Source organism: Pseudorhodoplanes sp. (genome assembly GCF_050250235.1).
Taxonomy (GTDB): domain Bacteria; phylum Pseudomonadota; class Alphaproteobacteria; order Rhizobiales; family Xanthobacteraceae; genus Pseudorhodoplanes.
This window is the reverse complement of the sequence record NZ_JBFWPA010000004.1, coordinates 61940-87921: the sequence shown is the minus strand read 5'-3', so window position 1 is coordinate 87921 and position 25982 is coordinate 61940. Positions and strand designations below refer to the sequence as shown.

Below are 25982 nucleotides of genomic sequence, written 5' to 3'. Positions count from 1 at the left end.
TACACTTGCTTGATCGAAAGTTGCAGGGTGCGAGCCAACACAGATCATCGTAGAATGGGTTGAGCGCAGCGAAACCCATCTCCTTCATGACCGGCTATCGGCGCAATTTCATTCAGGGCGGCCGTTATTTCTTCACGGTGAACCTGGGACTGGGCCGGCGATGGGGCAACCGGCACGTCCGGTTTCGGCGAAAGGTGATGGGTTTCGCTTCGCTCAACCCATCCTACAAGCTGACCGGTTGCCCAATCCGCGTCCCGGCGAAATCCTGATGGAAGAATTCCTGCGGCCGATGGAATTGTCGCAGACCGCGCTGGCGCGCGCGATTGCGGTCCCGCCGCGCCGCATCAACGAGATCGTGCTCGGAAAGCGCGCCATCACCGCCGACACGGACCTGCGGCTTGCGCGGTATTTCGGCGTCAGCGACGGCTTCTTCCTGCAATTGCAGACCGACTACGACCTGATGGAGCGGCGGCGCGAACTCGGGCCCAAACTCAAGGCGATCAAGCCGAGGCAGGCGGCGTAGAAGCGTAGCCCGCGTGTGCAAAGCGATATGCGGGGCGGGTGGTCCCGGATTTCGCTTCGCTCCATCCGGGCTACGCACCTCACCCCCCGCACCAGCTCTCCCTTCGCCCGCCATCATACGCGCGCACATATCCCGTCTTCAGCAGCGCATCGGAAAAATCCGGCGTCCCGCGCGTCGCGGCATTCGCAACAACCCGGCCGCCATACTTGTCGAAGTCGATGCGCCCGATGGTGACGCCGCCCTCGGCCAGCATCCGCGACAGCGCGTCGCGCGCGGCGGTCGCAAGCCTCGCTTCCTCCGCGCAGTTTGCGCGAAACTCCGCGGCGTCGATGCCGCGCAGGCGGACCTTGGTCGTCACCTGCATGCCCGGCCAGACATGGACCCGCGCCTCGAAGGTGTCGCCGTCATTGACCCGCAGCACCTCGGCCGGGTGCCCGCCGGCGGCGAGCCGCAGGTCCTGGAGCGACGGCGCGTAGGTGTTTTCGGCTGGCGCGGCACGTGCGGTCTGCTCCCTCCCCCTGAAAGGGGGAGAGTTGGGGAGGGGGTTCGTCTGCGACCGAGGATCGACCCCCACCCGGCGCCCTTCGGTCGCCGGCCTCCCCCGTTCAGAGGGAAGCGAGTCCGCAGCCTCCGGCGCCCGCGCCACAACCGCGGGTACACCGGCACGAAGCGCCGCGCCCGCCGCCATGCCGGCGACAAAGGCGAAGCCGATCATCATGATCGCTGGCGATCCGGACAATAATCGCGGCTGAAGGAACATGGTCCTATAGGATCATATGCCGCCACGATTCGCAACTGCAATCTAAGGTTGTGATATGAAATGCCTCCCTGATCGCCGTCCGGCGCCAGCGGCTCAGTGACGCGCGGTCTTGCAGGAACCTGAAGGGGTTCCCATCCTTTGTCGCGGCCGGGACCCGCCATTGCGGGCTTTCCCGGGCTGGAGGGAACGATGAACTATTTCAAGACAGCCATGCTGCTGGCGGGCCTGACGGCCCTGTTCATGGGTGTCGGCTATCTGATCGGCGGGGCCGGCGGCGCGACCATCGCGCTGGTGGTGGCGGCCGGCATGAACGTTTTCGCCTACTGGAATTCGGACCGGATGGTCCTGTCGATGGCCGGCGCGCAGGAAGTCGACGCGCGCACGGCGCCGGACCTCTACAACATGGTCGCCGAACTGGCGGCGCGCGCGCAGCTGCCGATGCCGAAAGTCTATCTGATGGACGAGGCGCAGCCGAACGCATTCGCGACCGGCCGCAACCCGCAAAACGCCGCCGTGGCGGTGACCGTCGGCCTTCTCGAGCGGCTGAACCGGGAGGAAGTCGCGGGCGTGGTGGCGCACGAACTCGCGCATATCAAGAACCACGACACCCTGATCATGACGATCACGGCGACCATCGCCGGCGCGATCGCGATGCTGGCGCAGTTCGGCATGTTCTTCGGCGGCAACCGCGACAGCAATTCCGGCGGCATGGGCATCATCGGCACGCTTGCCATGGTGATCCTGGCGCCGATCGCAGCGATGCTGGTGCAGATGGCGATCAGCCGCACCCGCGAATACTCCGCCGACAAGCTGGGCGCGCAGATTCTCGGAAAGCCGGAGGCGCTGGCCGGCGCGCTGGCCAAGATCGCCAATGCGGCGCATGCGATTCCGAACGAGCGCGCCGAACGCGATCCGGCGCTGGCGCACATGTTCATCATCAACCCGCTGTCGGGCCAGCGGATGGACAACCTGTTCTCCACGCATCCCGCGACCGAGAACCGGATTGCGGCGCTGCAGGAACTGGCGCGCCAGATGGGCCAGGGTGGATTCGGCGGGTTCGGCGGATCGGGCAGCGGCGACCGCTATGCCGGTGCCGAGACCCGCGCACGCGGCAGCGTGCCGGCGTCCGGCCCGTGGGCCGGCGGCGCGAGCCGCGGCGGAGCGCGGCCGGGCGGCCCCTGGGGGCGTTAACGGGCGCATTGCCTCCCTCACGCAGGGCTTCACCCTCCCCCTTGTGGGCAGGGTCGGCGAGCATCGAACAAAGTGAGATGCGAGCCGGGGTGGGGGTCGTAGCTGGGCTTACGCTTCTGCCTTTGCTCACTCACGACCACCCCCACCCCGATCTCCTTCGCTGACGCTCAGTCGAGCGACCCTCCCCACAAGGGGGAGGGTAAAGACCGAGAACAGCCGAAAAGCTCGCATCTTCAAATCGTTAACCAATAAGGCAGCGGCGGGCGCCTCGCGTCCGCCGCTTTTGTCATGCAGAAATGCAAGGCGCGGGGGACGCAAGAATCAGCCGGGTCGGATAGGGTTGCTTCCCGCCCTCATCCTGAGGAGGCTGCGAAGCAGCCGTCTCGAAGGACGAGGGCGGCCACATCCTTCGAGACGCGCCTTCGGCGCTCCTCAGGATGAGGCCGTTCGATATCCGCAGCACATGGTAAGCAGTCCGTTCGGTGCGGCACAAAGAAGGGGAATCGGGTTGGCGATGGCGGGGGTAACGGTCGGGGAGCGGACCAGGCTGTCCTTGATCCTGATGCGCCGCGGGCTGCGGCGCGCGAGCGGACGCGTCAACAATCTGCCGCTGATGCCGTGGCGGCTGATCCCGCGCAAGTCCGACCGCCTCCTTCTTGCGCCACAGGATCTGCGGACCGCCGACGGCACACGCGCGAGCGAAATCTATTCGGGCCGCTTTGCCTTCGCCGGCAAGGTGGTGATCTGCGACGGCCGCTCGGCATTCGAGCTCAATCCGCCGTCCGAGGAATGGGCCGCCGAGGTCTACGGCTTCGGCTGGCTTCGCCACCTGCGCGCCGCGGATTCCGCGATCACGCGCGCCAACGCGCGGGCGCTGGTCGACGAGTGGATCTCGCTGCAGGGCTCCTGGCATGTGCTCGCCTGGCGCTCCGATGTGCTGTCGCGCCGGGTAATATCATGGATCAGCCAGGCGCCGCTGATCTTGCAGGATGTCGATGCCGCCTTCTATCGCCGCTTCATGCGCAGCCTGACCCGTCAGGTCCGGTTTCTGCGCCACAATGCTTCCGAAGCCCGCGAAGGCGCGCCGCACCTTCAGGTCACCATCGCGCTGATGTATGCGACGTTGTGCATGGCGAGCCAGGAGCGGCATGTCCGCGGCGCGGCCAAGCGGCTGAGCGACGAACTCGATGCGCAGGTGCTTCCCGACGGCGGCCATATCAGCCGCAACCCCGGGGTGATCATCGAGCTGCTGCTGGATCTGCTGCCGCTCAAGCAGGCGTTTTCGAGCCGCAACATGCCGCCGCCACCGGCCTTGCTCAACGCCATCGACCGCATGATGCCGATGCTTCGCTTCTTCCGGCATGACGAGGGCAGTTTCGCGCTGTTCAACGGCATGGGGCCGACCGCCACCGACCTGATCGCGACCATCCTCGCCTATGACGATGTCCGCGGCGAACCGGTCTCGAACGCGCCGCATTCGGGCTATCAGCGGCTGCGGCTGAACAATCTGCTGGTGCTGATGGATACCGGCGCGCCGCCGCCGATGGCGGTGAGCCAGGAGGCCCATGCCGGATGCCTCGCCTTCGAATTCTGCGCGGGCGGCCAGCGCATCGTGGTCAATTGCGGGGTGCCGTCGATCAACAAGGAAAGCTGGCGGCAGGTGGCGCGTGCGACGCCCGCGCATTCCACCGTGACGTTCAACAATGCATCGTCCTGCATGTTTCGCGAGGAAGGCGCGTTTCGCGAGCTGATCGGGGTGCCGATCATCGACGGGCCCTCGCGGGTCGCGCTTTCGCGCAACGAGCACGGCGATTCTCTCGTGCTGCGGGCCTCGCATGACGGCTACGGGCGATTCGGCGTGATCCATCAGCGCGCGGTGATGCTGACCGCCGGCGGCAGCAAGCTGGAAGGCGAAGATGTGTTCATGCCGACCCATGGCGAAATGCTGCCGCTCGGCGCACTCGACGAGTTCGCCATCCGCTTCCATCTGCACCCGTCGGTGAAGGCGAGCCGCAGGTCCGACGGTCACGGCGCGATGCTGGTGCTGCCGAACAAGGACGTCTGGACCTTCGACAGCCACGAGGACCGCGTCGAGCTGGAGGAAAGCGTCTATCTCGGCGGCTCGGAAGGCCCGCGCCGGACGGTGCAGCTGGTGATCCACGGCCGCGCCCGTCAGGTGCCCCGGGTACACTGGACCTTCACGCATGCGCCGCGCCAGCCCACGCCGCGCAAGAGCGGCGACGGCGGCGGAAGGAAGAAGCAGAAGGACGAGCCGGAATTGCCGCTGTAAGAGCGCGACCCTGGATCGTCATGGCCGGGAAAAAGCCGTCGAAGACGGCGTCGTTGACGCCTTGTGTCCCGGCCATCCACGCCTTTTTATTCTGCAGGCGAGAAATCCGTGGATGCCCGGCACAAGGCCGGGCATGACGTGGAGAGATATCGTCAGGTAACAACCCATGACCTCTTCCACGCGCCGCATCGAACGCGCGCTGATTTCGGTGTCCGACAAGACCGGCCTGATGGACCTGGCGCGCGCGCTCAGCGCCGCCGGCGCCGAGATCGTCTCCACCGGCGGCACCGCGAAAGCGATCGCGGATGCCGGCATCGCGGTGGTCGACGTGTCGCAGCTCACCGGCTTTCCGGAGATGATGGACGGCCGGGTGAAGACGCTGCATCCCAAGGTGCATGGCGGGCTGCTGGCGATCCGCGATAATTCCGAGCACGCCAACGCGATGGCCGCGCATGGCATCAAGCCGATCGATCTCCTGGTGGTGAGCCTGTACCCGTTCGAGGCCACGGTGGCGAAGGGCGCGAACTTCGAAGACTGTATCGAGAATATCGACATCGGCGGGCCGGCCATGATCCGGGCTGCCGCGAAGAATCACGACGATGTCGCGGTGATCGTCGATGCGGAGGATTACCCGGGACTGCTCGATGCATTGAAGGCCGGCGGCACCACGCTGGATTTCCGGCGCAAACTCGCGGCCAAGGCCTATGCCCGCACCGCCGCCTATGATGCCGCGATCTCGAACTGGTTTGCGGAGCAGCTCGGCGATCCGGCGCCGGCCTGGCGTGCGTTCGGCGGCAAACTGGCGGAAGCACTGCGCTATGGCGAGAACCCGCATCAGAATGCGGCCTTCTACCGCTCGCCCGAACGGCGCTTTGGTGTCGCCACCGCGCGGCAGGTGCAGGGCAAGCAATTGTCCTACAACAACATCAACGACACCGACGCGGCCTATGAATGCGTCGCCGAGTTCGATCCGGCGCGCAGTGCGGCCTGCGTCATCGTCAAGCATGCCAATCCGTGCGGCGTGGCGGAGGGCGCGTCGCTGGAGCAAGCGTATTGCAAGGCGCTGGCCTGCGATTCCACCTCGGCCTTCGGCGGAATCGTCGCGCTGAACCGCACGCTCGACGCCGAGGCCGCGCGCATCATCACCGAAATCTTCACCGAGGTGATCGTGGCGCCGGACGCAACCGACGAAGCGATCGCGATCGTCGGCGCGAAGAAGAACCTGCGGCTGCTGCTGGCCGGCGGCCTGCCCGATCCGCGCGCGCCGGGCTTGCTGGTGAAATCGGTTGCCGGCGGCCTTCTGGTGCAGAGCCGCGACAACGCGGTCGCCGACGACATGACGATTCAACCTGTCACGAAGCGCGCGCCGACCGACGAGGAGATGCGCGATCTCGTCTTCGCCTTCCGGGTGGCCAAGCACGTCAAGTCCAACACCATCGTCTATGCGAAGGATCGTGCCACAATCGGCATCGGCGCCGGCCAGATGAGCCGCATCGATTCCGCGCGCATCGCCGCGCGCAAGGCGCAGGATGCGGCGAAGGAATTGGGGCTCGCCGAGCCGCTGACCAAAGGCTCGGTGGTGGCGTCGGATGCGTTCTTCCCGTTCGCCGACGGGCTGCTGGTCGCGATCGAGGCCGGCGCGACCGCGGTGATCCAGCCGGGCGGCTCGATGCGCGACGACGAGGTGATCAAGGCCGCCGATGACGCCGGCATCGCCATGGTTTTCACCGGCACGCGGCATTTCCGGCATTGAGGGACCTCTCCCCGCCGGAGCGGGGAGAGGAAGGACGCGATCCGCTTGCTATTGCGGCTTGATTCCCGCTTCGCGCATGACCTTCGGCCAGGTGTCGAGGTCGGATTGCAGCCGCTTCTGAAACGCCTGCGGGCCGCCGGCCGTCGGAAGCACGCCCTGGACGGCAAGCTTGGCCCGGACGGAAGGATCGCCCAGAATCTCGACAATCTGCTTGCTCAGCAGATCGACGATCGGCGCGGGCGTGCCGACCGGTGCGAGCAGGCCGAACCAGACATCGACCAGAAAGTCCTTCATGCCCGCTTCGCGACCGGTGCGAACCTCCGGAAGCCCCGCAACGCGCTCCGCGCTGGAGGTGATCAGCGGCACCAGGGTCCCGGCCCGGATATGTTCCAGCGTCGGCGGAACGCCCGTGAACAGCACATCGATCTGACCCGAGAGCAGGTCGGTGAGCGCCGGTGTCGCGCCCTTGTAGGGGATGTGGGTCATCTTGATGCCGTTGAGCTGCATCATCAATTCGGTGGCGAGATGGCCGCCGGTCCCGAAGCCGGCCGAACCGAAATTGATCTTTCCGGGATTCTGCTTGGCCTTGGCGACCAGGTCTTCGTAGCTCGTGATTCCGCTCTTCTTGTTGGTGACCAGGATCACCGGCACCGAGCCGACCAGGGTGACCGGCGTGAAGCTCTTGACCGGGTCGTATGGCAGCGACTTGAACATGCCGACATTCGAGGTGTGGTTGAGGCCGGTCAGCAGCATCGTGTAGCCGTCGGGAGCGGCATTTGCCGCCGCGATGGTGGCGGCGATGCCGGCGCCGCCGGGACGATTGTCGATGACGATGCCCTTGCCGAGCTTTTCGGAAAGGCGGTCGCCGAGCACGCGCGCCAGAACGTCGCCGCTCGAGCCCGCGGGATAGGGCACGATGAACGTCACCGGCCGCGTCGGATAATCCTGCGCGGTGACGACGGTGCTGAACCCAAGGAGAAGTGACGCGGCAACAAGCAGCAATCGTCCAATCATGAGAGCGTTTCCCTTTTTGTGTGTTTGTTCAACCCGCCCGGAATGGTTCACACTCCGCGTCCGGTTCAGGCGGTCTGGTCGGCGAACGGATCGCTGCCGTCGTCGGTCGGAATCTCGAATGCGTTGATCGACATGCAGATCAGCGTGTAATAGCCAAGCACCGCGACGAGATCGACGACGCCGACATCGCCCAGCAGCGTGATGGCCTGATCGTAGGTCGCCTTCGACACGCGATGCGCGGTGATCAGTTCGCGCGAGAAGCGATAGACGACATTCTCCTTGGGATCGGGCAGGTCCGGCTCGCGACCGGTGCGGATCGCCTCGACCGCCGCGGGATCAATACCGGCCTTGATCGCGATCGGCGCGTGGTGAAACCATTCGAAGCCGGCTTTCCAGTAGGCGCCCATCACGATGATCGCGAGTTCGGACAGATTCGGCGACAGGCTGCTCTTGAAGCGGCAGAATTCTCCCAGCGCCTGGGCGCGGTCGGCCATGGCCGGGCTGAGCAGCCAGACGCGATGCGGGCCGATCACCACGCCGCGCGGACTGGCCATGATGTTGTCGTAGACGCGGCGCTGATCCGCGGTCAGCTTCTCGGGGGCCAGTTCCGGCAAACGCATTTCGGTTCCTTCCGGCAAGGTGGTCTGGGCTCGCGGCGCGCCGCTTTGGGTGGGTCAGTGAAGCCTATTTGTTCGAATAAATATTGTCAATCGCGCCTGGATGCACAGCACGATTTCTCATATTTTGTTTGGCTTTTGCATCTCGGGCGCTTTCGCAGGCGTGAGGAATTCCGAGACGCCTGGCAACATCTTGACCGTATTCATTCGAATAAATAAGGTCTGCCTTCGTGCACCGGCATGGATATCCGTCCGCAGTGGTGCGCCACGCAATCACTGGGCTTTCAACGATCGGACGAGCGCATGTATTTTTTCGACAAGCCTGAAATCATTCAGGCCGAGACCTTCTTCAGACTGCCCGCGAGCTTCAGGAAGAAAGGACGCACCAGCTGGTCCGACCCGAATCGCCTCGGCGCGGAACTCGATTCGTTTCTCGAGGGACCGTCCTTCGACCGCGAGGGCAATCTGTTCTTCGTCGACATTCCGTTCGGGCGCATTTTCCGGCTGTCACCGAAGGGCGCCTGCGACCTCGTCGCACAATATGACGGCTGGCCGAATGGCCTGAAAATCCACAAGGACGGACGGCTGTTCGTCTGCTGCTACAAGAAGGGCCTGCTGGTGGTGGACCCCAAAAGCGGCAAGATCGACGTGCTGCTCGGCTCGCGGAACAGCGAAGCGTTCAAGGGTCTCAACGATCTGATCTTCGCCAGCAACGGCGACTGCTATTTCACCGATCAGGGCCAGACCGGCATGCACGATCCGACCGGCCGCGTGTACCGGCTGTCCGGCGATCAGCTCACCATGCTGCTTGGCAACGTGCCGAGCCCGAACGGCATCGTCCTCAACAACGCGGAGAACCGCGTGCTGGTCGCGGTGACCCGGCAGAACGCGGTGTGGCGCGCGCCGATGATGGCCGATGGCAGCGTGTCGAAGGTCGGCACCTTCATCCAGCTCTCCGGCGGACATGCCGGACCCGACGGCATGGCCATGGACGCGGAAGGCGGGCTCTATGTCTGCCACGTCAGCCTCGGCGTCTGGCGGTTCGACGATCACGGCCGCCCGACGCATTTCATCAAGAGCGCCGAGGGTCATCACATCACCAATATCGCCTTCGGAGGCGCCGACAACCGCACCGCCTACCTGACCGAGGCCGATACCGGAACCATCCAGACCGCGCGGGTGCCGTTCCCCGGCAAGGTGCTGTTCTCGCATCAATAGGCGTGAACAACCGGCCTAGTGCCCCGGGCGCTGGCAGGGCCGCACGGTCCGTTTTGCGGACTCGACACGCCAATGGCGAACGCGCATGAAGCTCCTGAGCCTGCCGGTCCGGCGACAGTCGAGGCCGGCAGCGTTCCGCTCTGTGCCGACGCGGTGAGGAATGAGGAACAGGTCGAGCGAGCGATCCGACCCGCAGCGAATCTCGATGGAGTTGCGCGGGCAAATCCTGCAAGGCGTGTTTCCGCTCGGCGCGCGGATGCCGACGGAAGACGAAATGTGCCGGCAGTTCGGCGCCAGCCGCTACTCCGTTCGGGAAGCGATGCGCGTGCTGACCGAAGAGGGGCTGGTCGCGCGACGGCCGCGGATCGGCACCATCGTGGCGGCAACCAAGCCGAGCGAGCATTTCGTGCAATCCGTGCCGTCGATGCAGAAGCTCCTGAACTATCCGGAAGGCACGGTCCGCAAGACCATCGGCACCGGTTATGTTGAAGCAAATGCCGAGCTTGCGGCGCTGCTGAAATGCCCGGTCGGCGAGCGGCGCTTCCGCATCCGGGCGTTGCGCTATGCGGTCGGTTCATCGGTGCCGCTGTGCTACACCGACATCTACATCCTTCCGCAATACGCCACCATCGTGAACCATCCGCATCACGAGTTCACACTGGTCTCCGACCAGATCAGGGAAGTATTCGGAGAGCGCGCGGAGAAGACGGTGATCGAAATCTCGTCGTCGAGCATCAAGCGCAACATCGCCAAGCTGCTCGATGTCAAGCCGGCGACACCGTCCCTGACGGTGACCCGTCGCTACGCGAATGCGAGGGGCGAGGAATTCGAGACCACCGTCGCCGTGCATCCGGCGTCCCGCTACACCTATTCGTTCGAGTTCAAGCGCCAGCCCTGAGCGGCGCCCGGCTCGGCTGCCTCGCGATCACCGCCCCGCGAGATCGCCCAGCAGACTCGCCGCCACCGCAAGCTTCGACAGCGTCAGTCCGGTATCGGCGATCTCGTGCATGGATTTGCGGATCCGTTCGACCTCGCCCGCGCGCGGCCTGACCCATTCGTCGACCGCCTCGGCACCGGCGCCGCCCTTGAGCACCTCGGCGGTGAGCTGGCGCGCCGCGCGGCCCAGAGAATCGCGCGCCCGGTCGAGCGCGAGACGGTCGAAATAATCCGTCGCCTCGATCTGGCGTGCCGCATCGACAACACGCTCCAGCCGGAAATAGCGCACCACCGCAAGGAAGGTGCGTGCCACGTCGGTCACGTCACGGCCGGTCTTGTCGGCGACCAGCACGATGTCGGGCGCCACCGTCAGCGCCGGAAGGCTTGCGATGCGTTTGGCAAGCCGCTCCGGCACGCCCGAGCGGGTCATTTCGTTGGCGCGGCCGTCGCGCGCCAGCGCAGCGTCATCGCCCGGCGCCGCCTCCAGCGCGCGCGCCACCGCCCGGATCCCGGCCTTGTAGTGGTCGACGATTCCCATCAGGCCCTGATCGAGATCGACATTGCGGATGAACCAGACCATGCGGTCGATCATCAGGCGCTTCACTGCCGCATACAGATCGAGCTGCAACGCGCCCGGAATCTTGTTGTCGAGCGCATCGATCTGGCCGTTCAGTTCGGTCATGCCATAGCTGTCCCGCACCGCGGCGAACGCACGGGCGATGCGATCGGCCGAAGCGCCGGTCTCGTCGGTCAGGCGCGCCACCAGCGACGGACCGCCGCGATTGATGATCGAATTGGTCAGCTGCGTGGCGATGATATCGCGCCGCAGGCGGTGGTTTTCGAGCGCGTCCGGATAACGCCGTGACAGCTCGGCCGGGAAATACCGGAACAATTCCTTGCCGAGATACGGATCGTCCGGCACCGAGGTCTCGTCCAGGTCGCTGCTCAGGGTGAGCTTGGCATAGGCCAGCAGCACCGCAAGCTCCGGCCGCGTCAGCGCCTGACCCCTGCGGCGGCGCTCGGCGATTTCGACATCGTCGGGAAGAAACTCGACGCCGCGGTCCAGCAAGCCCCGCGCTTCAAGCGTCTGCATCAGACGCTGGCGCGACGCCAGATCGTCCAGGCCGCTGCGCTCGGCAAGCGAGATCGCAAGGGTCTGCAGATAATTGTTGCGCAGCACCAGCGCCGCGACCTCGTCGGTCATGCCAAACAGCAGCGCATCGCGGTCAGGCAGTTTCAGCGCGCCGGTTTGCACCAGACCGCCAAGCGCGATCTTGATATTCACCTCGACGTCGGATGTGTTGACGCCTGCGGAATTGTCGATCGCATCGGTATTGAGCCGCACGCCGTTATGCGCCGCCTCGATGCGGCCGCGCTGGGTCATGCCGAGATTGGCGCCCTCGCCGATCACCTTGCAATTCAGGTCCGAGCCGACGACGCGGATCGCGTCGTTGGCGCGGTCGCCGACCTGCTCGTCGGTTTCGCCTGATGCGCGCACATAGGTGCCAATGCCGCCGAAGAACAGGAGGTCGGCGTCGGCCTTCAGGATCGCGCTCATCACCTGTGCCGGCGTCGCCTTGTCGGCGGTCAGGTTCAACAGCGTCTTCATTTCGGCGGAGAGCGGAATTTCCTTCAGCGAACGCGGGAACACGCCGCCGCCCTCGGAGACCAGCGCCTTGTCGTAATCCTGCCAGCTCGAACGCGGCAGGTCGAACAGCCGCTGTCGCTCGGCGAAGCTCTTCGCCGGATCGGGCTCGGGATCGATGAAGATATCGCGATGATCGAACGCCGCGACCAGCTTGATCGTGGTTTCGCGCAGCATGCCGTTGCCGAACACGTCGCCCGACATGTCGCCGACGCCGATCACGGTGAACGGCGTCACGCCGATATCGACGTCCATTTCGCGGAAATGCCGCTTCACCGCCTCCCAGGCGCCGCGGGCGGTGATGCCCATCTTCTTGTGGTCGTATCCCGCCGATCCGCCGGAGGCGAAGGCATCGCCCAGCCAGAAATTGCGCGAGATCGAGATGTCGTTGGCGGTGTCGGAGAAGGTGGCGGTGCCCTTGTCGGCGGCGACCACGAGATAGGGGTCGTCGGCATCGTGGCGCACCACATTGTCCGGCGGCACCACCGCTCCATCCGGCGACAGATTGTCGGTGACGTCGAGCAGCGAACCGATGAACAGCTTGTAGGCGGCGATGCCCTCCGCGGCGATGGCTTCGCGCGCGCCGCCGACCGGCAGATGCTTCGGCACGAAGCCGCCCTTGGCGCCGACCGGCACGATCACCGCATTCTTGACCTGCTGTGCCTTGACCAGCCCGAGCACTTCGGTGCGGAAATCCTGCGGCCGGTCGGACCAGCGGATGCCGCCGCGCGCCACCTTGCCGAACCGCAGATGCACGCCCTCGACCCGCGGCGAATAGACGAAGATCTCATAGAGAGGACGCGGCGCCGGCAGCGTGGTCAGCTTGCCGCTCTCGTACTTGATCGCGATCTGCTGTTTCGGACGGCCGTCGTCACCGATCTGGTAGAAATTCGTGCGGATCGCCGACTGCACGGCATTGACGAAATGGCGCAGGATGCGGTCCTCGTCGAGCGAGGGCACGTTTTCGAGCGCGGCCTCGATCTCGGCAACGATTTCGGTCTGCCGCACCTTGCGGGCGATGTCCGCTTCCGCGCGCGGATCGAAGCGCGCATGAAACAGTTCCACGATCTTCGAAGCGATCGCCGGATGAGCGCGCAGGGTCGCCCACATGTAGTCTTGCGAGAACGGCAGCCGCACCTGGCGCAGGAAGCGCGAGACCGAGCGGATCAGAACGATGTCGCGCCATTGCAGTCCGGCCTTCAGAACCAGCGCGTTATAGCCGTCATTCTCGGCGATGCCGCGCATCACCATCAGGAAGCAGCTCTCCAGGGATAATTGCAGCGCGCCGACATCGATCGGGGCGCGGTCCGCGCTTTCGAGCGTCATGTCGTGCATCCAGACATGGGTATCCGACGGCGTGCCCGGCCGGACCTCGTAGGTCCGTTCGGCGACCACCTTGAAGCCCATATTCTCCAGCATCGGCACCCGGCTGGAGAGCGGGATGGCGCCGCCATAGCTCCAGACCTTCAGCCCGATGACATGACTTTCGGTGCCGGGACGCAGATGGAAGTCGACGCTCAGCGGGCGGTCCGCCGACAGCCCTTCGATGGTGCGGATATTGTCGAGCGCGGTTTCCGGCGAAAAGCGGTCGCGGAAGCTGGCGCTGAACGCCTTGCGGTAGCGCTCGAAAAGCTTGCGCGCGCGGTCAGGATCATGGGCCTGTGCGAGCTGCTCACCGAGTGCGTCGACCCAGGTGCGCACGATTTCGGAGACACCGGCTTCCAGCTCGGATCGCTCGGGGTCGTCGATCGGCTCGGCGGAGCGGCCGATGATGAAATGCGCCCGCATCAGCGGTCCTTCCGGAAAGAACAGGCTCAGTCCGCTGACGTGACCCTTGTAGCGCGCGGCGAGCAGCTCTCCGACCGCCTCCACCACATCGTTCGAGGAACGGGCCCGCGGCAGATAGACCAGCACCGACATGAAGCGATCGAAGCGGTCGCGGCGCGCCAGCACGCGCACGCGCGGTCGCTCTCCGAGCTGCAGGATCAGCATCGCGAATTCGAACAGCAGATCGTCGTCGATGCGGAACAGGTCGTCGCGCGGATAGGTTTCGAGCGCGTTGACCAATGCCTTGCCGGAATGACCCGACGGGCTGAAGCGCGCGCGTTTCAGCAGCGCATCCACCTTCCTGCGCAGATACGGGATGGACCGGGTCGAGCGGGTATAGGCGGTGGAGGTGAACAGTCCGACGATGCGGAGTTCGCCGGACACATTGCCGTTGGCATCGAAGCGCTTGACGCTGACCATGTCCATGAACACGCGGCGATGCACGCGCGAGCGCAGGCTCGCCTTGGTGATCATCAGCGCGGTCGGCTCGGCGTAAAACGCGTGCAGGGCGCTGTTGATGACGTCCTGTCCGGCGCGCCCTTTCAGTTCCTGCGCATCCGCGCGGCGCAGTACGCCGAGCCCTGAATCCGGAACCAGGACAGGATCGCGGCCCGGCCCCGTGACCCGATATTCGCGAATGCCGAGAAACGTGAAATTGTCGGCGACCAGCCATTCCATGAACTCGACCGCCTCGGTCCGTTCGGCCTCCGGCAGCGGCGGCGGACTGGCCTTCATGCCGGCGATGAGATCGCCGACATGCGCCAGCATCGGCCGCCAGTCATGCACCGCAGCCGTCACATCCGAGAGAACCTGTTCGAGGCCGAGGATCAGTGTGTTCTGCGCGGCGACGTCATCGATGCGATCGAGATGGACATGCATGAAGCTTTCGCGCCGGACTTCATCGCGCGCGGGCTCCTCCGCCGATACCTGCTCGATGCGCCCGGCAGCGTCCCGGGCAACCGCGAAGATCGGGTGCACGATCAGCCGCACATGGGCGTGACGGGCCGTCAGTTCGCCCATCACCGAATCTACCAGAAACGGCATGTCGTCGTTGACGATTTCAAGCACCGAGACCGAACGGCTTTGCCCGCCCTCGGGCGCATCCTGCGGGACATAGATGCGAATGCTGGGCGCGCCCGGCCGGCGCTGCGCCAGAAAGGCATAGGCCTGCGCGGCAAAGCCCGCGATCTCTTCCGGCGTATAGACCGAGAGGTCTTCGGCCGACGCGTGACCGAACAGCCGCGCGGCAAAACCTTCCGGTACGCCGCTGCCGTCGGTGCGCAGGATCTGCGCGGCTCGCTCGACCAATTGTCCGATCAAGCGCTCAGGTGCGGTGACGGGCGGCTTCTGGATATTCATGGATTTGGCCTCTCGTCGCATGAGTGTCGCCCACCCGCGATCCTGCGTCGAGGTCGCGGACGGGCGGCGACCTGGTCATGCGTGCTGCGCCGCAACATGCAATCCTGGATGACGCCCGGTCGCGACGAACGATACGCTACGGGCTCGATTGCAGGGAGCAGCAGGCGTGGCGAGAACACGGAAAATACCCGACCGAAACAGCCCGCGGGCGGGCAATATACCCGTACGGGCCGCGCAGACCAAACCATCGCGCGATGACAAATCCAAGACGGCGTTCAAGGCGGCCCCGCTTTCCTCGGCCGCCGACGACGACACCGTGTTCGTGGCGCTGTCCCTTCCGCGGCCCCAGCTCAGCGAATCGATGCAGGCTTATTTCGACAAATGCATGGAGAAGCTTGGATTCATCCCGAATGTGCTGAAGGCCTATGCCTTCGACATGACAAAGCTCGAAGCCTTCGTCGCGATGTACAACGATCTGATGCTGGGGCCGTCGGCCCTGAGCAAGCTGGAACGCGAGATGATCGCGGTCGCGGTGTCGTCCCAGAACCGATGCTATTACTGTCTGGTCGCCCATGGCGCAGCCGTCCGCCAGCTCTCCGGCGACCCGCCACTTGGCGAGCTCATGGTCATGAATTACCGCGCCGCACGGCTCTCGAAGCGGCAACGCGCCATGCTCGATTTCGCGGTGAAACTGACCAATGAACCGTGGGCGGTCGAGGATCACGATCGCGAGGGGTTGCGGCGCGCGGGTTTCAGCGACCGGGCCATCTGGGATATTGCCGCAATTGCCGGGTTCTTCAACATGTCGAACCGGGTCGCGACCGCGACCGACATGCGACCGAACCGCATCTATCACGGGACAGCGCGGTAAAGTCTAGACTAGAGGGGCGCGTACAAGCGTGTGTTGACCAAATCACATCTGTTAACTATAGTTCACAGATGATCGAGGTGCGCCAGACGGCGGAGTTCGAAGCCTGGCTGAAATCTCTGGCCGACATTCGTGCGGCCAAGCGCATCGCTCAGAGAATCGTACGAATTCAAGCGGGCCTTCTGGGCGATGTAAGATTCTTTGAGGGCATCGGCGAGTTCCGGATCGACCATGGCCCCGGCTATCGCATCTATTTCGTCCGGCGCGGTGCAACCCTCGTCATTCTGCTTTGCGGCGGCGACAAGTCATCGCAGAAACGGGATATCAGGAAGGCCATCGAGATGGCCAGGGAGCTTTGACATGGCCATCAGGACGAAACCGTTCGATGCGGCGGAATATCTCGACGATGCGCAATCGCAGGCTGAATTGTTGTCCGATGCGTTCGACAGCGGAGATGCGGGATACATCAGGCAAGCGCTTGGTGTGGTCGCGCGCGCCAGAGGAATGACGGCGGTTGCGCGCGAGGCGGGTGTGACGCGTGAAGCGCTCTACAAAGCATTGAGCGAGGATGGCGATCCGAAACTGTCCACGCTGCTTGGGCTTACGAAGGCTCTTGGCGTCAAGCTCAAGGCCGCACCGGCGAAGGCACGCCCCCGTCAGCGGCAAGCTGCCACGCGTTGATCGAGCCAGGCCGACCGCTTTTCCTCTCCGCGACGTTGCGAGCGAAAAAACCATCAGTTCAGTACAATGATCCGAGTTCTTGCTTTCCTCATCGCCCTCTTCGCTTTCCCCGCGCTTGCGCAGGAAGGCCCGGTCCACGACAAGCCGCTGTCGGAAGCTCCGCGCGCACAGGCCGTCACCGCCAGAAACGGCATGGTGGTCGCGCAGGAGGCGGTGGCGGCGCAGATCGGTGTCGACATTCTGAAAGCCGGCGGCAACGCAATCGATGCAGCGGTCGCAACCGGCTTTGCGCTGGCGGTGACCTATCCGCGCGCCGGCAATATCGGCGGTGGCGGATTCATGGTGATCTGGCTCGCCAGGCCACGCAAGGCGATCACCATCGACTACCGCGAGATGGCGCCGGGCGCGATCCGCAAGGACAGCTTTCTCGACGCGGCCGGCAATGCCGATCCGCAGAAATCGCTGGCCTCGGGTCTGGGCATCGGCGTGCCGGGAACGGTGGCGGGACTGGCACTGGCGCACCGAAAATTCGGGTCGGGAAAATTCACGCTCGCGCAACTGCTCGCGCCGTCGATCAGGCTCGCGCGTGAGGGTTTCGTGGTGACGGGCGATCTCGCCGACACCATGGTCGCGGCGAAGCCATTGTTCGCGCGCTGGCCCTCCTCGGTGAAGGTGATGCTCAAGCCCGACGGCTCGTCCTATGGCGAAGGCGACCGGCTGGTGCAGACCGATCTTGCCAACACGCTGGAGATGATCGCGAAGGCCGGGCCGCATGCCTTTTACGACGGAGAAATCGCCGAAAAGATCGCGAGCGCCGTGCGCGAAGCCGGCGGCGTGATGACCGCGGCTGATTTCAGGAAATATCGCGTGAAGGAACGCCGGCCGGTCACCGGCACCTATCGCGGCTACGGCATCGTGTCGATGCCACCGCCCTCCTCCGGCGGCACCCATCTGATCGAGATGCTGAACATCCTCGAGCCCTATGACCTGAAGAACACCGGCCCAACCAGCGTCGAGACCGTGCATCTGATGATCGAGGCGATGCGGCGCGCCTATGCCGACCGGGCCGTCTATCTCGGCGATCCGGATTTCGTGCGCGTGCCGGTGCGCGGACTCACCTCAAAGCGCTATGCGCGCATCGTCAGCAAGAATATCGGCGAGCGCGCCACGCCATCGTCCGAGATCCGCAACGGCGACCCGGTGGCGGCCGAAGGCGACAACACCACGCATTTTTCCGTGGTCGACCGGTTCGGCAATGCGGTCGCCAACACCTACACGCTCAATCTGAGCTACGGCAACGGGCTGATCGCCGAAGGCACCGGCGTGCTGCTCAACAACGAGCTGGACGATTTCGCGGCGAAGCCCGGCGTGCCGAATGCCTTCGGTCTGGTCGGAGCGACCGCCAACGAACCGGCGCCGCGCAAGCGTCCGCTGTCGTCGATGACACCGACCATCGTGTTGAAGGACGGCAAGCCGTATCTGGTCACCGGCTCACCCGGCGGCAGCCGCATCATCACCACCGTGCTGCAGATCATCAGCAACGTGCTGGATCACGGAATGGATGTGGCGGAGGCCGTGTCCGCCCCGCGCATCCATCATCAATGGCTGCCGGACCAGGTGTTCGCCGAGAAGACCTATCCGGAGGAGACGCTGAAGGGACTGGAGGAACGCGGCCACACGATCGCGACGCGGGTGCCGAACACCTCGGCCAACTCGATCCTGATCACCAAGGACGGATTCGCCGGCGCGGCGGATACGCGGACAAGGGGCGCAGTGGCGGTGGGGTATTGAGCCTCTCGAATCGCCGGCACATTCACGCGAAGATCAAATCTCGATCAGCTTGTCGGGCAGTTCGTTGCGGTTGAGCGCACCGGGCGGAAAATGCTGCGCCAGCACCGCGCCGCAGCGTTCGACCGCGGCGACGAAACCGTCGGCGGGACGCCCGTCCGCAATTCCCGCAATCAGGACAGCCACCGCATCGTCCCAGACCTGCTGCGGCACCTTGGCGTCGACGCCTTCGTCGGCGATGACCTCGGCATAATGCTCCGCTTCCGACGCGAAGATCAGCACGCCGGTGCGATTTTCGGTCTTGTGCAGGCCCTGCGCCAGAAACTGCCGCACGGCTTCGGCGTGCGCCTGCTCCTGCATGCGCCGTCGCGGCACGATGTGGAAGCGGATGGCGGGGATCGACAGCAGGAGCGCCGCGACAACGAACAGCGCGAGCTGCGCGATATAGATCCAGTGCGCCGTCATGGTGGTGAGCAGGATCAGCGGAAACGGCAGCAGCAGCGCCGCAAACGCGGCCCATACGATCGGCACCAGCCGATAGTCGCCCGATTGGCGCGCGATCACGCAGAAGATTTCCCCGGCGGTTGTCCGCTCTGCCGCGGCGATGGTCGCCGAAATCCGCTTCTTGTCGTCATCGGAAATCAGCATCACCAGCTCCCCGACGAGCCGCCGCCGCCGAACGAACCGCCACCCCCGGAAAAGCCGCCGCCCCCGCTCCATGAGCCGCCGCCGCTCCAGCCGCCTCCGGACGAACGGCCTCCGCCGATGACCACCGGGCCGGCCCAGTCGCGGGTGCGGCGGACCTGGCCGGGCGCGATGCCGCCGCGCCGACCGCGCATGCTGGCGACCACATTGCTGATGATCATGAACGCGACGAATATCCAGAAAGCGAGAATCAGCAATTCCCCGGTAGTCAGGCCGCGCGCCGCCGCCTGGCGCTGCGCCGCGCGCTCCTGAATCTCCGCGGCATCGCCGGACAGCACCTGCGCGATGTCCTCGGCGCCGCGGCGGACCCCGCCGGCGAAATCGCCGGCGCGAAAGCGCGGCAGGATCGAGCCCTGGATGATGACGCTGGAAATCGCATCGGTCAGTGTGGGTTCGAGCCCGTAGCCCACTTCGATGCGCACGCGGCGATCGTTCGGCGCAACGATCAGCACCACGCCGTTATTCCTGTCCTTCTGCCCGATCTGCCACTTGCGGCCGAGCTGATAGCCGTAATCCTCGATCGAGGCGCCCTGCAAAGACTTCAGCGTGACGACGACAAGCTGGTCCGTCGTCTTGGCTTCGAGATCGGCCGAGAGCTTTTCGAGCTGCTGGCGTGTGGCGGCGTCGAGAATGCCGGCCTCGTCGACGACGCGGCCGGTCAGTTCGGGGAAGGTGAGCGATTGCGCCAGCGCCGCCGTCGCAAGAACGGCGAACGCAAGCGTCGCGAGGATGGCGCGAAGCCGCATCGCGCGGCCGCTCTATCAGAACTTCACGGGCGGCGGCTTGTCCGAGCCCGCGGTGGCGGCGAAGGTCTCCATCGGCTTGTGGCTGCGATAGACCGTGCTGGCCCAGATGATGCCGGGCCAGGTGCGCAGCTCGGTGTTATAGGCGCGCACCGCCTCGATATAGTCGCGCCGCGCGATCGCGATGCGGTTCTCGGTGCCTTCGAGCTGCGATTGCAGCGCGAGGAAATTCTGGTTCGACTTCAGGTCGGGATAATTCTCCACCGTCGCGATCAGCCGGCCGAGCGCGCCGGACAATTGCGCCTGCGCCTCCTGGAATTTCCGGAAGGTTTCGGGGTCGGTCACGGTGTTGGCGTTGACCTGGATCTGGGTGGCGCGGGCGCGCGCATTGATCACCGCTTCCAGCACGTCCTTTTCCTGCTTGGCGTAACCCTTCACGGTCTCGACCAGGTTCGGGATCAGGTCGGCGCGGCGCTGATAATTGTTCTGCACGTCCGCCCATTTCGCCTTGGCCTGCTCTTCCAGCGTGGGGATGTTGTTGATGCCGCAGCCCGACACGAACAGCGCGAGCAGCACCGCAAGGAAAGGCAACGCAAGGCGGGTACGCGACGGGGCAAGGTCGGTGGCAAGGTCAGTGGCATGCGCGGTCATGGCGGCCTCCGGCAAGCGAGAGCGCCCGGGCGGGCGCTCCTGAACGCATATCATGCCGGGAAGTTCCCGTTGCAAGAAGCAAGGTGGCCATTCAATTCGTCAAAAACACGAGCTTCGCCACGAAGGTCGCGGGACCGAGGCCCGTCGGGGTTGCGGAGAGGATCGACAAGGCCACCCGCCACCGCATCGGTTGCGCATATCAGTTTCGCGGGAGGTATCGACTGTCCTTCACGCAAACATCGTACAAGACTGAGCCGCCGACAGCACCGCCCCCGATAGACTTGAATCGGCCGAGACTTGTATAGTTCCGGGAGCGGCAGTTCCGAGACCTTGCCGCGCCCAACTATGCAGGCCTTGGCGTGGCCAGAAGCGGCTGTTGGTGCAGTCCCCCTCCCGCTGCCGGAGGGGTTGGAGCCTTTCACCCATGTCGCCGGTGTCGTGTTGGCTGTCTGCATCTTGGGTGTCTGCGCTGTGGGTGGTTTCGCGCTCGGGACCTACAAAGCCAGACGCGACAGAGAGCACCTTGTCCATCGCCTGGGAGAGCGCGTGAAGGAGCTCGGGCTGCTGCACGCTACGGCGCGCCTTCTGCAGCGTGATCGTCCCTTGAACAGTGAACTGCTGAATCATCTCGTCGGGCTTTTGCCTCCCGCCTGGCAATACCCCGAATGCTGCGAAGCGCGCATCATCTATGGAGATGTCGAGGTATCCACCCCGGGCTGGCGCGATTCACAATGGAAACAATCGGCTACATTCACGACCACCGAAGGCACCGGGCTTGTCGAAGTCGCCTATCTCGCGGAGCGACCCACATTCGCGGAAGGCCCCTTCCTTGCAGAAGAACGCGCATTACTCGAATCTTTTACGGAGATGCTGGTCACCTACCTCGAGGTGCGCAGACACCACGAACATCTCGAGGCCCTCGTCGCAAGCCGTACCGCCGAGCTGCGCACACTGGAACAGTTGCGCGACGATCTTGTCCATATGATCGTCCACGATATGAGGTCGCCGCGATCGGTACTTTTGATGCGCCTCAGCATGTTGCAGCGTCCTGTTGCAATGCTCAGCGACGACAAACCCAAGGAGTATTTGCGAACGGCGATCGTCTCAGTGGGCGTGCTCAATCAGATGATCAATGATTTGCTGGACGTGAGTCGCCTCGAGGCCGGAAAAATGCCCGTCGATCGGGTGCGGTGCGATCTGACCCGGATAGCCGACGAGGTGCGGACAAGCTTGCGAGAAATCGCTCGCGAGCGGGAAATCGATGTCGAAAGCGCCGGGCCGGCGGAAGCAACCTGCGACGGCGCCATCATTCGCAGGATTCTGGAAAACCTGGTCGGCAATGCCATCAAGCACACTCCCGCAGGCAGCCACGTGCGTATTTCGATCTCGAAACGCGATGGCCTTGTCAGGGTTGAAGTGCAGGACGAGGGTGATGGCGTTCCTGAGGAAGCCAGAGAAAAAATCTTCGAGAAGTTTGTGACCATCCAGAATCGCCGGGCACGAGCGTACCGTTCTGCGGGGCTCGGTCTGGCTTTTTGCAAGCTCGCCATTGAGGCTCACGAGGGCGCGATCGGTGTTGATCCTCGCACGCCCCACGGCAGTACGTTTTGGTTCGAGCTGCGGGCCTGAGCCCCGACTGCGAACTTGAAGCGGCGAGCTCGACGACGCCAGCACCAACGTCTCGACCGTGCTGGCCGGTCAGCGCCTCGGAAGCAGGGAGGTCGACGACGGCATCTCCGGCTCGCAGGCTTCATGCGCTACGATTTCGGATATTTCGACCTGAAGCGAAAACCCTGCAACCCATCGACAACCCGTTCGGCACGAGGTTGTCACCCATGTCTTGGGTACGGTCTGTTACCGATGTGTCCGGGCTGGACACTGGTGAGATTGGAGCGGGCGAAGGGATTCGAACCCTCGACCCCGACCTTGGCAAGGTCGTGCTCTACCCCTGAGCTACACCCGCATCCGTTCAGGCGCCCGCGGGTAACGGTCCGGGCGCCGGGGCCTTCGTATGCCAAATGGCCCCCGCCATTGCAACTGCAAGGGCGGAAATATCGCCGGATGGGCCGGATGGGGTTGATTGTGGCGCCCGCTTTGGTCATTTCCGGGGCGCGCCACAAGGCGAGAGGCCGGAATCGCGGACCCGTTGGGGCCGTCCTGCAACGACGAACACAAATGCCCGCCAGTCCCGATGACCTGTTCGCCTTCCTCGACCGCCTCGGAATCCCGCACCCGACCGTCTCCCATGCCCCGCTGTTCACGGTGGAGCAATCACTGTCGCTGCGGGACCGGGTTCCAGGCGGGCACAGCAAGAATCTGTTCCTCAAGGACACCCGCGGCACGCTCTACCTGATCGTGCTTCTGGAGGATTCGCGGGTCGATCTGAAGGCGCTGCCCCGCCTGCTCGGCTGTGGACGGCTATCCTTCGGCTCGGCCGGGCTCTTGCGCGAGGCCCTGGGCGTGGAGCCGGGATCGGTCACCCCGTTCGCGCTGATCAACGACCGGGATCGCCGCGTCACCCCGGTTTTCGACGCCGCGATGATGGAGCGCCCGCTCCTCAACTTCCACCCGCTGGTCAATACCATGACCACCTCGATCGCCCGCGACCACCTGCTGACCTTCGCCGCCGCCACCGGACACGCGCCCATGATCCGGCCGGTCTCGGACGGGGCGGACCCATGAACGCATTGCAATTGGCGGGTTCCGTGCCATGTAATGGGCCTGACAGAACCGGGTCACCGGGCGCCGGGGTTTGAGCCCCGGGCCCCGCGAGGATTGCTGACAATGTTACAGAATTTCGGCGAGGCGCCGGCCGCCGCGCCCGGCGCGGATGTCATCGCAGACACCACCACCCAGTCCTTCGTCAAGGACGTGATCGAGGAGAGCAAGGTCCGTCCGGTGCTGGTGGACTTCTGGGCGCCCTGGTGCGGTCCCTGCAAGCAGCTCACGCCGGTCCTCGAAAAGGTGGTCAAGGCCGCCAAGGGCAAGGCCAAGCTCGTCAAGATGAATATCGACGAGCACCCGCCGATCTTCCAGCAGATCTCCCAGCAGATGGGAATCCAGTCGATTCCCGCGGTGCTCGCCTTCGTCAACGGCCAGCCGATCGACGGATTTCTCGGCGCGCTGCCGGAGAAGCAGATCACCGAATTCGTCGAGCGGCTGATCAAGGATCGCGTCGGCGGCGAAGAGAAGGATGCGCTCGCCGCGGCCGATGCGGCGCTGGCCGAGAAGGATTATGCCGGCGCGGCCGAGCTCTATGCGCACGTGCTGCAACAGGATTCCAACAGCATCGCGGCGATGGCCGGGCTCGCACGCTGCTATGTCGGCACCGGCAATGTCGAGCAGGCCAAGAAGACGCTGGAGATGGTGCCGGAGACCAAGCGTAACGACACCGCCGTCGCCGCCGCGCGCGCGGCGATCGAACTCGCCGAGCAGACCAAGGATATCGGACCGGTCGCCGATCTCGAAGCCAGGGTCGCAGCCGATCCGAAGGATCATCAGGCGCGTTTCGATCTGGCGCTCGCGCTCAACGCCAAGGGCAACCGCGAGGGCGCGGTCGACCAGCTGATCGAGATCGTCAAGCGTGACCGCAAGTGGAACGATGACGGCGCGCGCAAGCAGCTGGTCCAGCTGTTCGATGCCTGGGGTCCGACCGACGAGGCGACACTGGATGGACGAAAGCGGCTGTCATCGGTGCTGTTCGCGTGACGACCTTCGAACGTCCGGGATGCGCCTGAACGATCGAGAATGCTTCATCGCGAAGGGCGGAGTGCGGCGATGCCCATGAATGCGATCTATCACGGACCGGCGGATCTTCCGGCGGTCATACCGGTCTTTCCGCTGCCCGGCGCCCTGCTGCTGCCGCGCGGCCAGATGCCGCTCAACATTTTCGAACCGCGCTATCTCGCCATGATCGACGACGCGCTGGCCTCGCGTCACCGGCTGATCGGCATGATCCAGCCGGACAGCGGCCATCCGGGTCCGGAAGAGCGGCCAAACCTGTTCAAGGTCGGCTGCGTCGGCCGCATCACCCAGATCGCGGAGAGCGGTGACGGCCGCTACCTGCTGCAGCTCACCGGCGTCGCGCGATATCGCGTCGAGGACGAGATTGACGTCGCGACGCCGTATCGCCAATGCCACGTCACCTATGCGCCCTTCATCGACGACTTCACCGCGCGCAAGGGCGAAGACGAGGTCGACCGCAAGTCGCTGCTGCGCGCACTCACCGATTTCCTGAACGCCAACAACCTGAAGGCCGACTGGGACGGGATCGAGAAGGCTCCGAACGAGGCGCTGGTCAATGCACTCGCGATGATGTCGCCCTACGGGCCGGCCGAGAAGCAGGCGCTGCTGGAAGCACCGGACCTGAAGACGCGCGCGGAAATCCTGATCGCCGTCACCGAAATCGAGCTTGCCAAGAACAGCATCGACGGCGATACGCCGTTGCAATAGGTTCGCTTGCACGCGTCTTCGACGCGCAACGGCGGCCCCGGCGGAATGACGAACAGGATAGAGCCATGTCCGACGACAATGCAGCAGGCGAGAAAGCAGCAGGCGACAAAGCCACCGGCGACAAGGTCGATCCCAAGCTACTTGAGATTCTTGTCTGCCCGCTGACCAAGGCGGTGCTGGAATACGATCCAGAGCGGCAGGAGCTGATCTCGCGCAGCGCCAAACTTGCCTATCCGATCCGTGACGGAATTCCGATCATGCTGGCGGAAGAGGCGCGGCGGCTGGACTGATCGTCGGCGATATCGACTCAAGGGGGCTGCATCGCATGCTGAAAATCTACGGCCGCAACACGTCTTCGAATGTGCAGAAGGCGATGTGGGCGATCGGCGAACTCAATCTCAAGCACGAACGCCTCGACGTCGGCGGCGCGTTCGGCAAGAACAACGAGCCGGATTATCTCGCGATGAATCCGAACGGGCTGATCCCGACCCTCGTAGAGGGTGACTTCATCCTGTGGGAATCCAATTCGATCGTGCGCTATCTGGCGCGGGTCTATGGCGCCGGCACGCTGGAGCCGTCGGACCAAAAGCAGATCGCGCGTGCCGGTCAGTGGATGGACTGGCAATTGACGGTGGTCGGTCCCGCCATCTTCCACGCCTTCTGGGGCCTGATCCGCACCCCGGCCGAAAAGCGTGACATGGCCGCGATCACCGAATCGCAGCGCAAGACCATTGCGGCGATGAAAATGCTCGATGCGCAGCTTGCGCGCACGGCCTATGTCGCGGGTGATCGCTTTTCCATGGGCGACATTCCGGTCGGCGTCATGGCCTATCGTTTCCGCCAGCTCTGTCCCGAGCGGCCCGACATGCCGCATCTCGAACGCTGGTATGCCGCGGTCGAGAAGCGGCCGGCGTTTCAGGACCACGTCGGCTCGATCCCGCTGAGCTGAGCCCGACCGGGC

At 64.7% G+C, this 25982-nt stretch carries 23 protein-coding genes and 1 tRNA gene; 16 read left to right on the top strand and 8 right to left on the bottom strand.

Going from position 1 to position 25982, the window contains the following annotated elements; genetic code table 11:
• Positions 1-238: 238 nt before the first annotated feature.
• On the top strand, positions 239-523 hold the full coding sequence (locus AB7F49_RS03495; RefSeq protein ID WP_428520471.1) for a HigA family addiction module antitoxin: 285 nt from the start codon (positions 239-241) through the stop codon (positions 521-523).
• A 79-nt stretch (positions 524-602) separates the two neighbouring features.
• Here the strand turns inward: AB7F49_RS03495 and AB7F49_RS03490 are convergent, their stop codons facing one another.
• Positions 603-1241 (bottom strand): thermonuclease family protein, encoded by a 639-nt coding sequence (locus tag AB7F49_RS03490; RefSeq protein ID WP_428520362.1) that lies wholly within the window; start codon positions 1239-1241, stop codon positions 603-605.
• Between the two features lie 231 nt (positions 1242-1472).
• On the opposite strand from AB7F49_RS03490, the gene htpX reads away from it, so the two are divergent.
• From htpX to purH, 3 genes are all read left to right on the top strand, one after another.
• Positions 1473-2474: a zinc metalloprotease HtpX gene (htpX, locus tag AB7F49_RS03485; protein WP_428520360.1), complete on the top strand. Its 1002-nt coding sequence runs from the start codon at positions 1473-1475 to the stop codon at positions 2472-2474.
• 514 nt (positions 2475-2988) lie between these two features.
• Positions 2989-4764 carry a heparinase II/III family protein gene (locus AB7F49_RS03480; RefSeq protein WP_428520358.1) on the top strand — a complete coding sequence of 592 codons (1776 nt, stop codon included), beginning with the start codon at positions 2989-2991 and terminating at the stop codon, positions 4762-4764.
• A gap of 166 nt (positions 4765-4930) precedes the next feature.
• Positions 4931-6517 (top strand): bifunctional phosphoribosylaminoimidazolecarboxamide formyltransferase/IMP cyclohydrolase, encoded by a 1587-nt coding sequence (purH, locus tag AB7F49_RS03475; protein ID WP_428520356.1) that lies wholly within the window; start codon positions 4931-4933, stop codon positions 6515-6517.
• A gap of 48 nt (positions 6518-6565) precedes the next feature.
• Here the strand turns inward: purH and AB7F49_RS03470 are convergent, their stop codons facing one another.
• Both AB7F49_RS03470 and AB7F49_RS03465 read right to left on the bottom strand, forming a co-directional pair.
• The gene (locus tag AB7F49_RS03470; RefSeq protein ID WP_428520354.1) at positions 6566-7531 is read right to left on the bottom strand and encodes a Bug family tripartite tricarboxylate transporter substrate binding protein; all 966 of its coding nucleotides are present in this window, start codon (positions 7529-7531) and stop codon (positions 6566-6568) included.
• Between the two features lie 65 nt (positions 7532-7596).
• Complete coding sequence (locus AB7F49_RS03465; protein ID WP_428520352.1) at positions 7597-8151, bottom strand: carboxymuconolactone decarboxylase family protein; 555 nt, start codon at positions 8149-8151, stop codon at positions 7597-7599.
• Between the two features lie 300 nt (positions 8152-8451).
• On the opposite strand from AB7F49_RS03465, the gene AB7F49_RS03460 reads away from it, so the two are divergent.
• The gene (locus AB7F49_RS03460) at positions 8452-9366 is read left to right on the top strand and encodes an SMP-30/gluconolactonase/LRE family protein (protein ID WP_428520350.1); all 915 of its coding nucleotides are present in this window, start codon (positions 8452-8454) and stop codon (positions 9364-9366) included.
• A 160-nt stretch (positions 9367-9526) separates the two neighbouring features.
• The gene (locus tag AB7F49_RS03455; RefSeq protein ID WP_428520348.1) at positions 9527-10264 is read left to right on the top strand and encodes a GntR family transcriptional regulator; all 738 of its coding nucleotides are present in this window, start codon (positions 9527-9529) and stop codon (positions 10262-10264) included.
• Between the two features lie 27 nt (positions 10265-10291).
• Here AB7F49_RS03455 and AB7F49_RS03450 read toward each other — a convergent pair whose 3' ends face one another.
• Positions 10292-15133, bottom strand: coding sequence for an NAD-glutamate dehydrogenase (locus AB7F49_RS03450; protein WP_428520346.1), 4842 nt, complete (start codon positions 15131-15133; stop codon positions 10292-10294).
• 316 nt (positions 15134-15449) lie between these two features.
• On the opposite strand from AB7F49_RS03450, the gene AB7F49_RS03445 reads away from it, so the two are divergent.
• From AB7F49_RS03445 to ggt, 4 genes are all read left to right on the top strand, one after another.
• The gene (locus tag AB7F49_RS03445) at positions 15450-16004 is read left to right on the top strand and encodes a peroxidase-related enzyme (protein WP_428520469.1); all 555 of its coding nucleotides are present in this window, start codon (positions 15450-15452) and stop codon (positions 16002-16004) included.
• 68 nt (positions 16005-16072) lie between these two features.
• Positions 16073-16360, top strand: coding sequence for a type II toxin-antitoxin system RelE/ParE family toxin (locus tag AB7F49_RS03440; RefSeq protein ID WP_428520344.1), 288 nt, complete (start codon positions 16073-16075; stop codon positions 16358-16360).
• Position 16361: 1 nt separating this feature from the next.
• Positions 16362-16682, top strand: coding sequence for an addiction module antidote protein (locus AB7F49_RS03435; RefSeq protein ID WP_428520342.1), 321 nt, complete (start codon positions 16362-16364; stop codon positions 16680-16682).
• A 66-nt stretch (positions 16683-16748) separates the two neighbouring features.
• On the top strand, positions 16749-18473 hold the full coding sequence (gene ggt, locus AB7F49_RS03430; protein ID WP_428520340.1) for a gamma-glutamyltransferase: 1725 nt from the start codon (positions 16749-16751) through the stop codon (positions 18471-18473).
• Positions 18474-18506: 33 nt separating this feature from the next.
• Here the strand turns inward: ggt and AB7F49_RS03425 are convergent, their stop codons facing one another.
• The 3 genes from AB7F49_RS03425 to AB7F49_RS03415 are packed head-to-tail and all read right to left on the bottom strand — an operon-like array spanning position 18507 to position 20569.
• Positions 18507-19118 (bottom strand): TPM domain-containing protein, encoded by a 612-nt coding sequence (locus tag AB7F49_RS03425; RefSeq protein WP_428520338.1) that lies wholly within the window; start codon positions 19116-19118, stop codon positions 18507-18509.
• Complete coding sequence (locus AB7F49_RS03420; protein ID WP_428520336.1) at positions 19118-19921, bottom strand: TPM domain-containing protein; 804 nt, start codon at positions 19919-19921, stop codon at positions 19118-19120. Before AB7F49_RS03420 ends, AB7F49_RS03425 begins: the two co-directional genes overlap by 1 nt.
• A 15-nt stretch (positions 19922-19936) precedes the next feature.
• On the bottom strand, positions 19937-20569 hold the full coding sequence (locus tag AB7F49_RS03415; RefSeq protein ID WP_428520334.1) for a LemA family protein: 633 nt from the start codon (positions 20567-20569) through the stop codon (positions 19937-19939).
• 408 nt (positions 20570-20977) lie between these two features.
• Between AB7F49_RS03415 and AB7F49_RS03410 the strand changes: the two genes are divergently transcribed.
• Complete coding sequence (locus AB7F49_RS03410; RefSeq protein WP_428520332.1) at positions 20978-22198, top strand: sensor histidine kinase; 1221 nt, start codon at positions 20978-20980, stop codon at positions 22196-22198.
• A gap of 259 nt (positions 22199-22457) precedes the next feature.
• Here the strand turns inward: AB7F49_RS03410 and AB7F49_RS03405 are convergent.
• Positions 22458-22532: transfer RNA gene (locus AB7F49_RS03405), tRNA-Gly, on the bottom strand.
• Between the two features lie 212 nt (positions 22533-22744).
• Here AB7F49_RS03405 and AB7F49_RS03400 point away from each other — a divergent pair.
• The 5 genes from AB7F49_RS03400 (at position 22745) to AB7F49_RS03380 (ending at position 25970) form a co-directional block, all read left to right on the top strand.
• On the top strand, positions 22745-23251 hold the full coding sequence (locus AB7F49_RS03400) for a prolyl-tRNA synthetase associated domain-containing protein (protein ID WP_428520330.1): 507 nt from the start codon (positions 22745-22747) through the stop codon (positions 23249-23251).
• Positions 23252-23353: 102 nt separating this feature from the next.
• Positions 23354-24277, top strand: coding sequence for a tetratricopeptide repeat protein (locus AB7F49_RS03395; protein ID WP_428520328.1), 924 nt, complete (start codon positions 23354-23356; stop codon positions 24275-24277).
• 69 nt (positions 24278-24346) lie between these two features.
• Entirely contained in the window at positions 24347-25021 is a 675-nt protein-coding gene (locus AB7F49_RS03390; protein WP_428520326.1) for an LON peptidase substrate-binding domain-containing protein, read from the top strand.
• A gap of 65 nt (positions 25022-25086) precedes the next feature.
• Entirely contained in the window at positions 25087-25311 is a 225-nt protein-coding gene (locus AB7F49_RS03385) for a Trm112 family protein (RefSeq protein ID WP_428520324.1), read from the top strand.
• Positions 25312-25346: 35 nt separating this feature from the next.
• Positions 25347-25970, top strand: coding sequence for a glutathione S-transferase family protein (locus AB7F49_RS03380; RefSeq protein WP_428520322.1), 624 nt, complete (start codon positions 25347-25349; stop codon positions 25968-25970).
• The last annotated feature ends 12 nt before the right edge of the window (positions 25971-25982 follow it).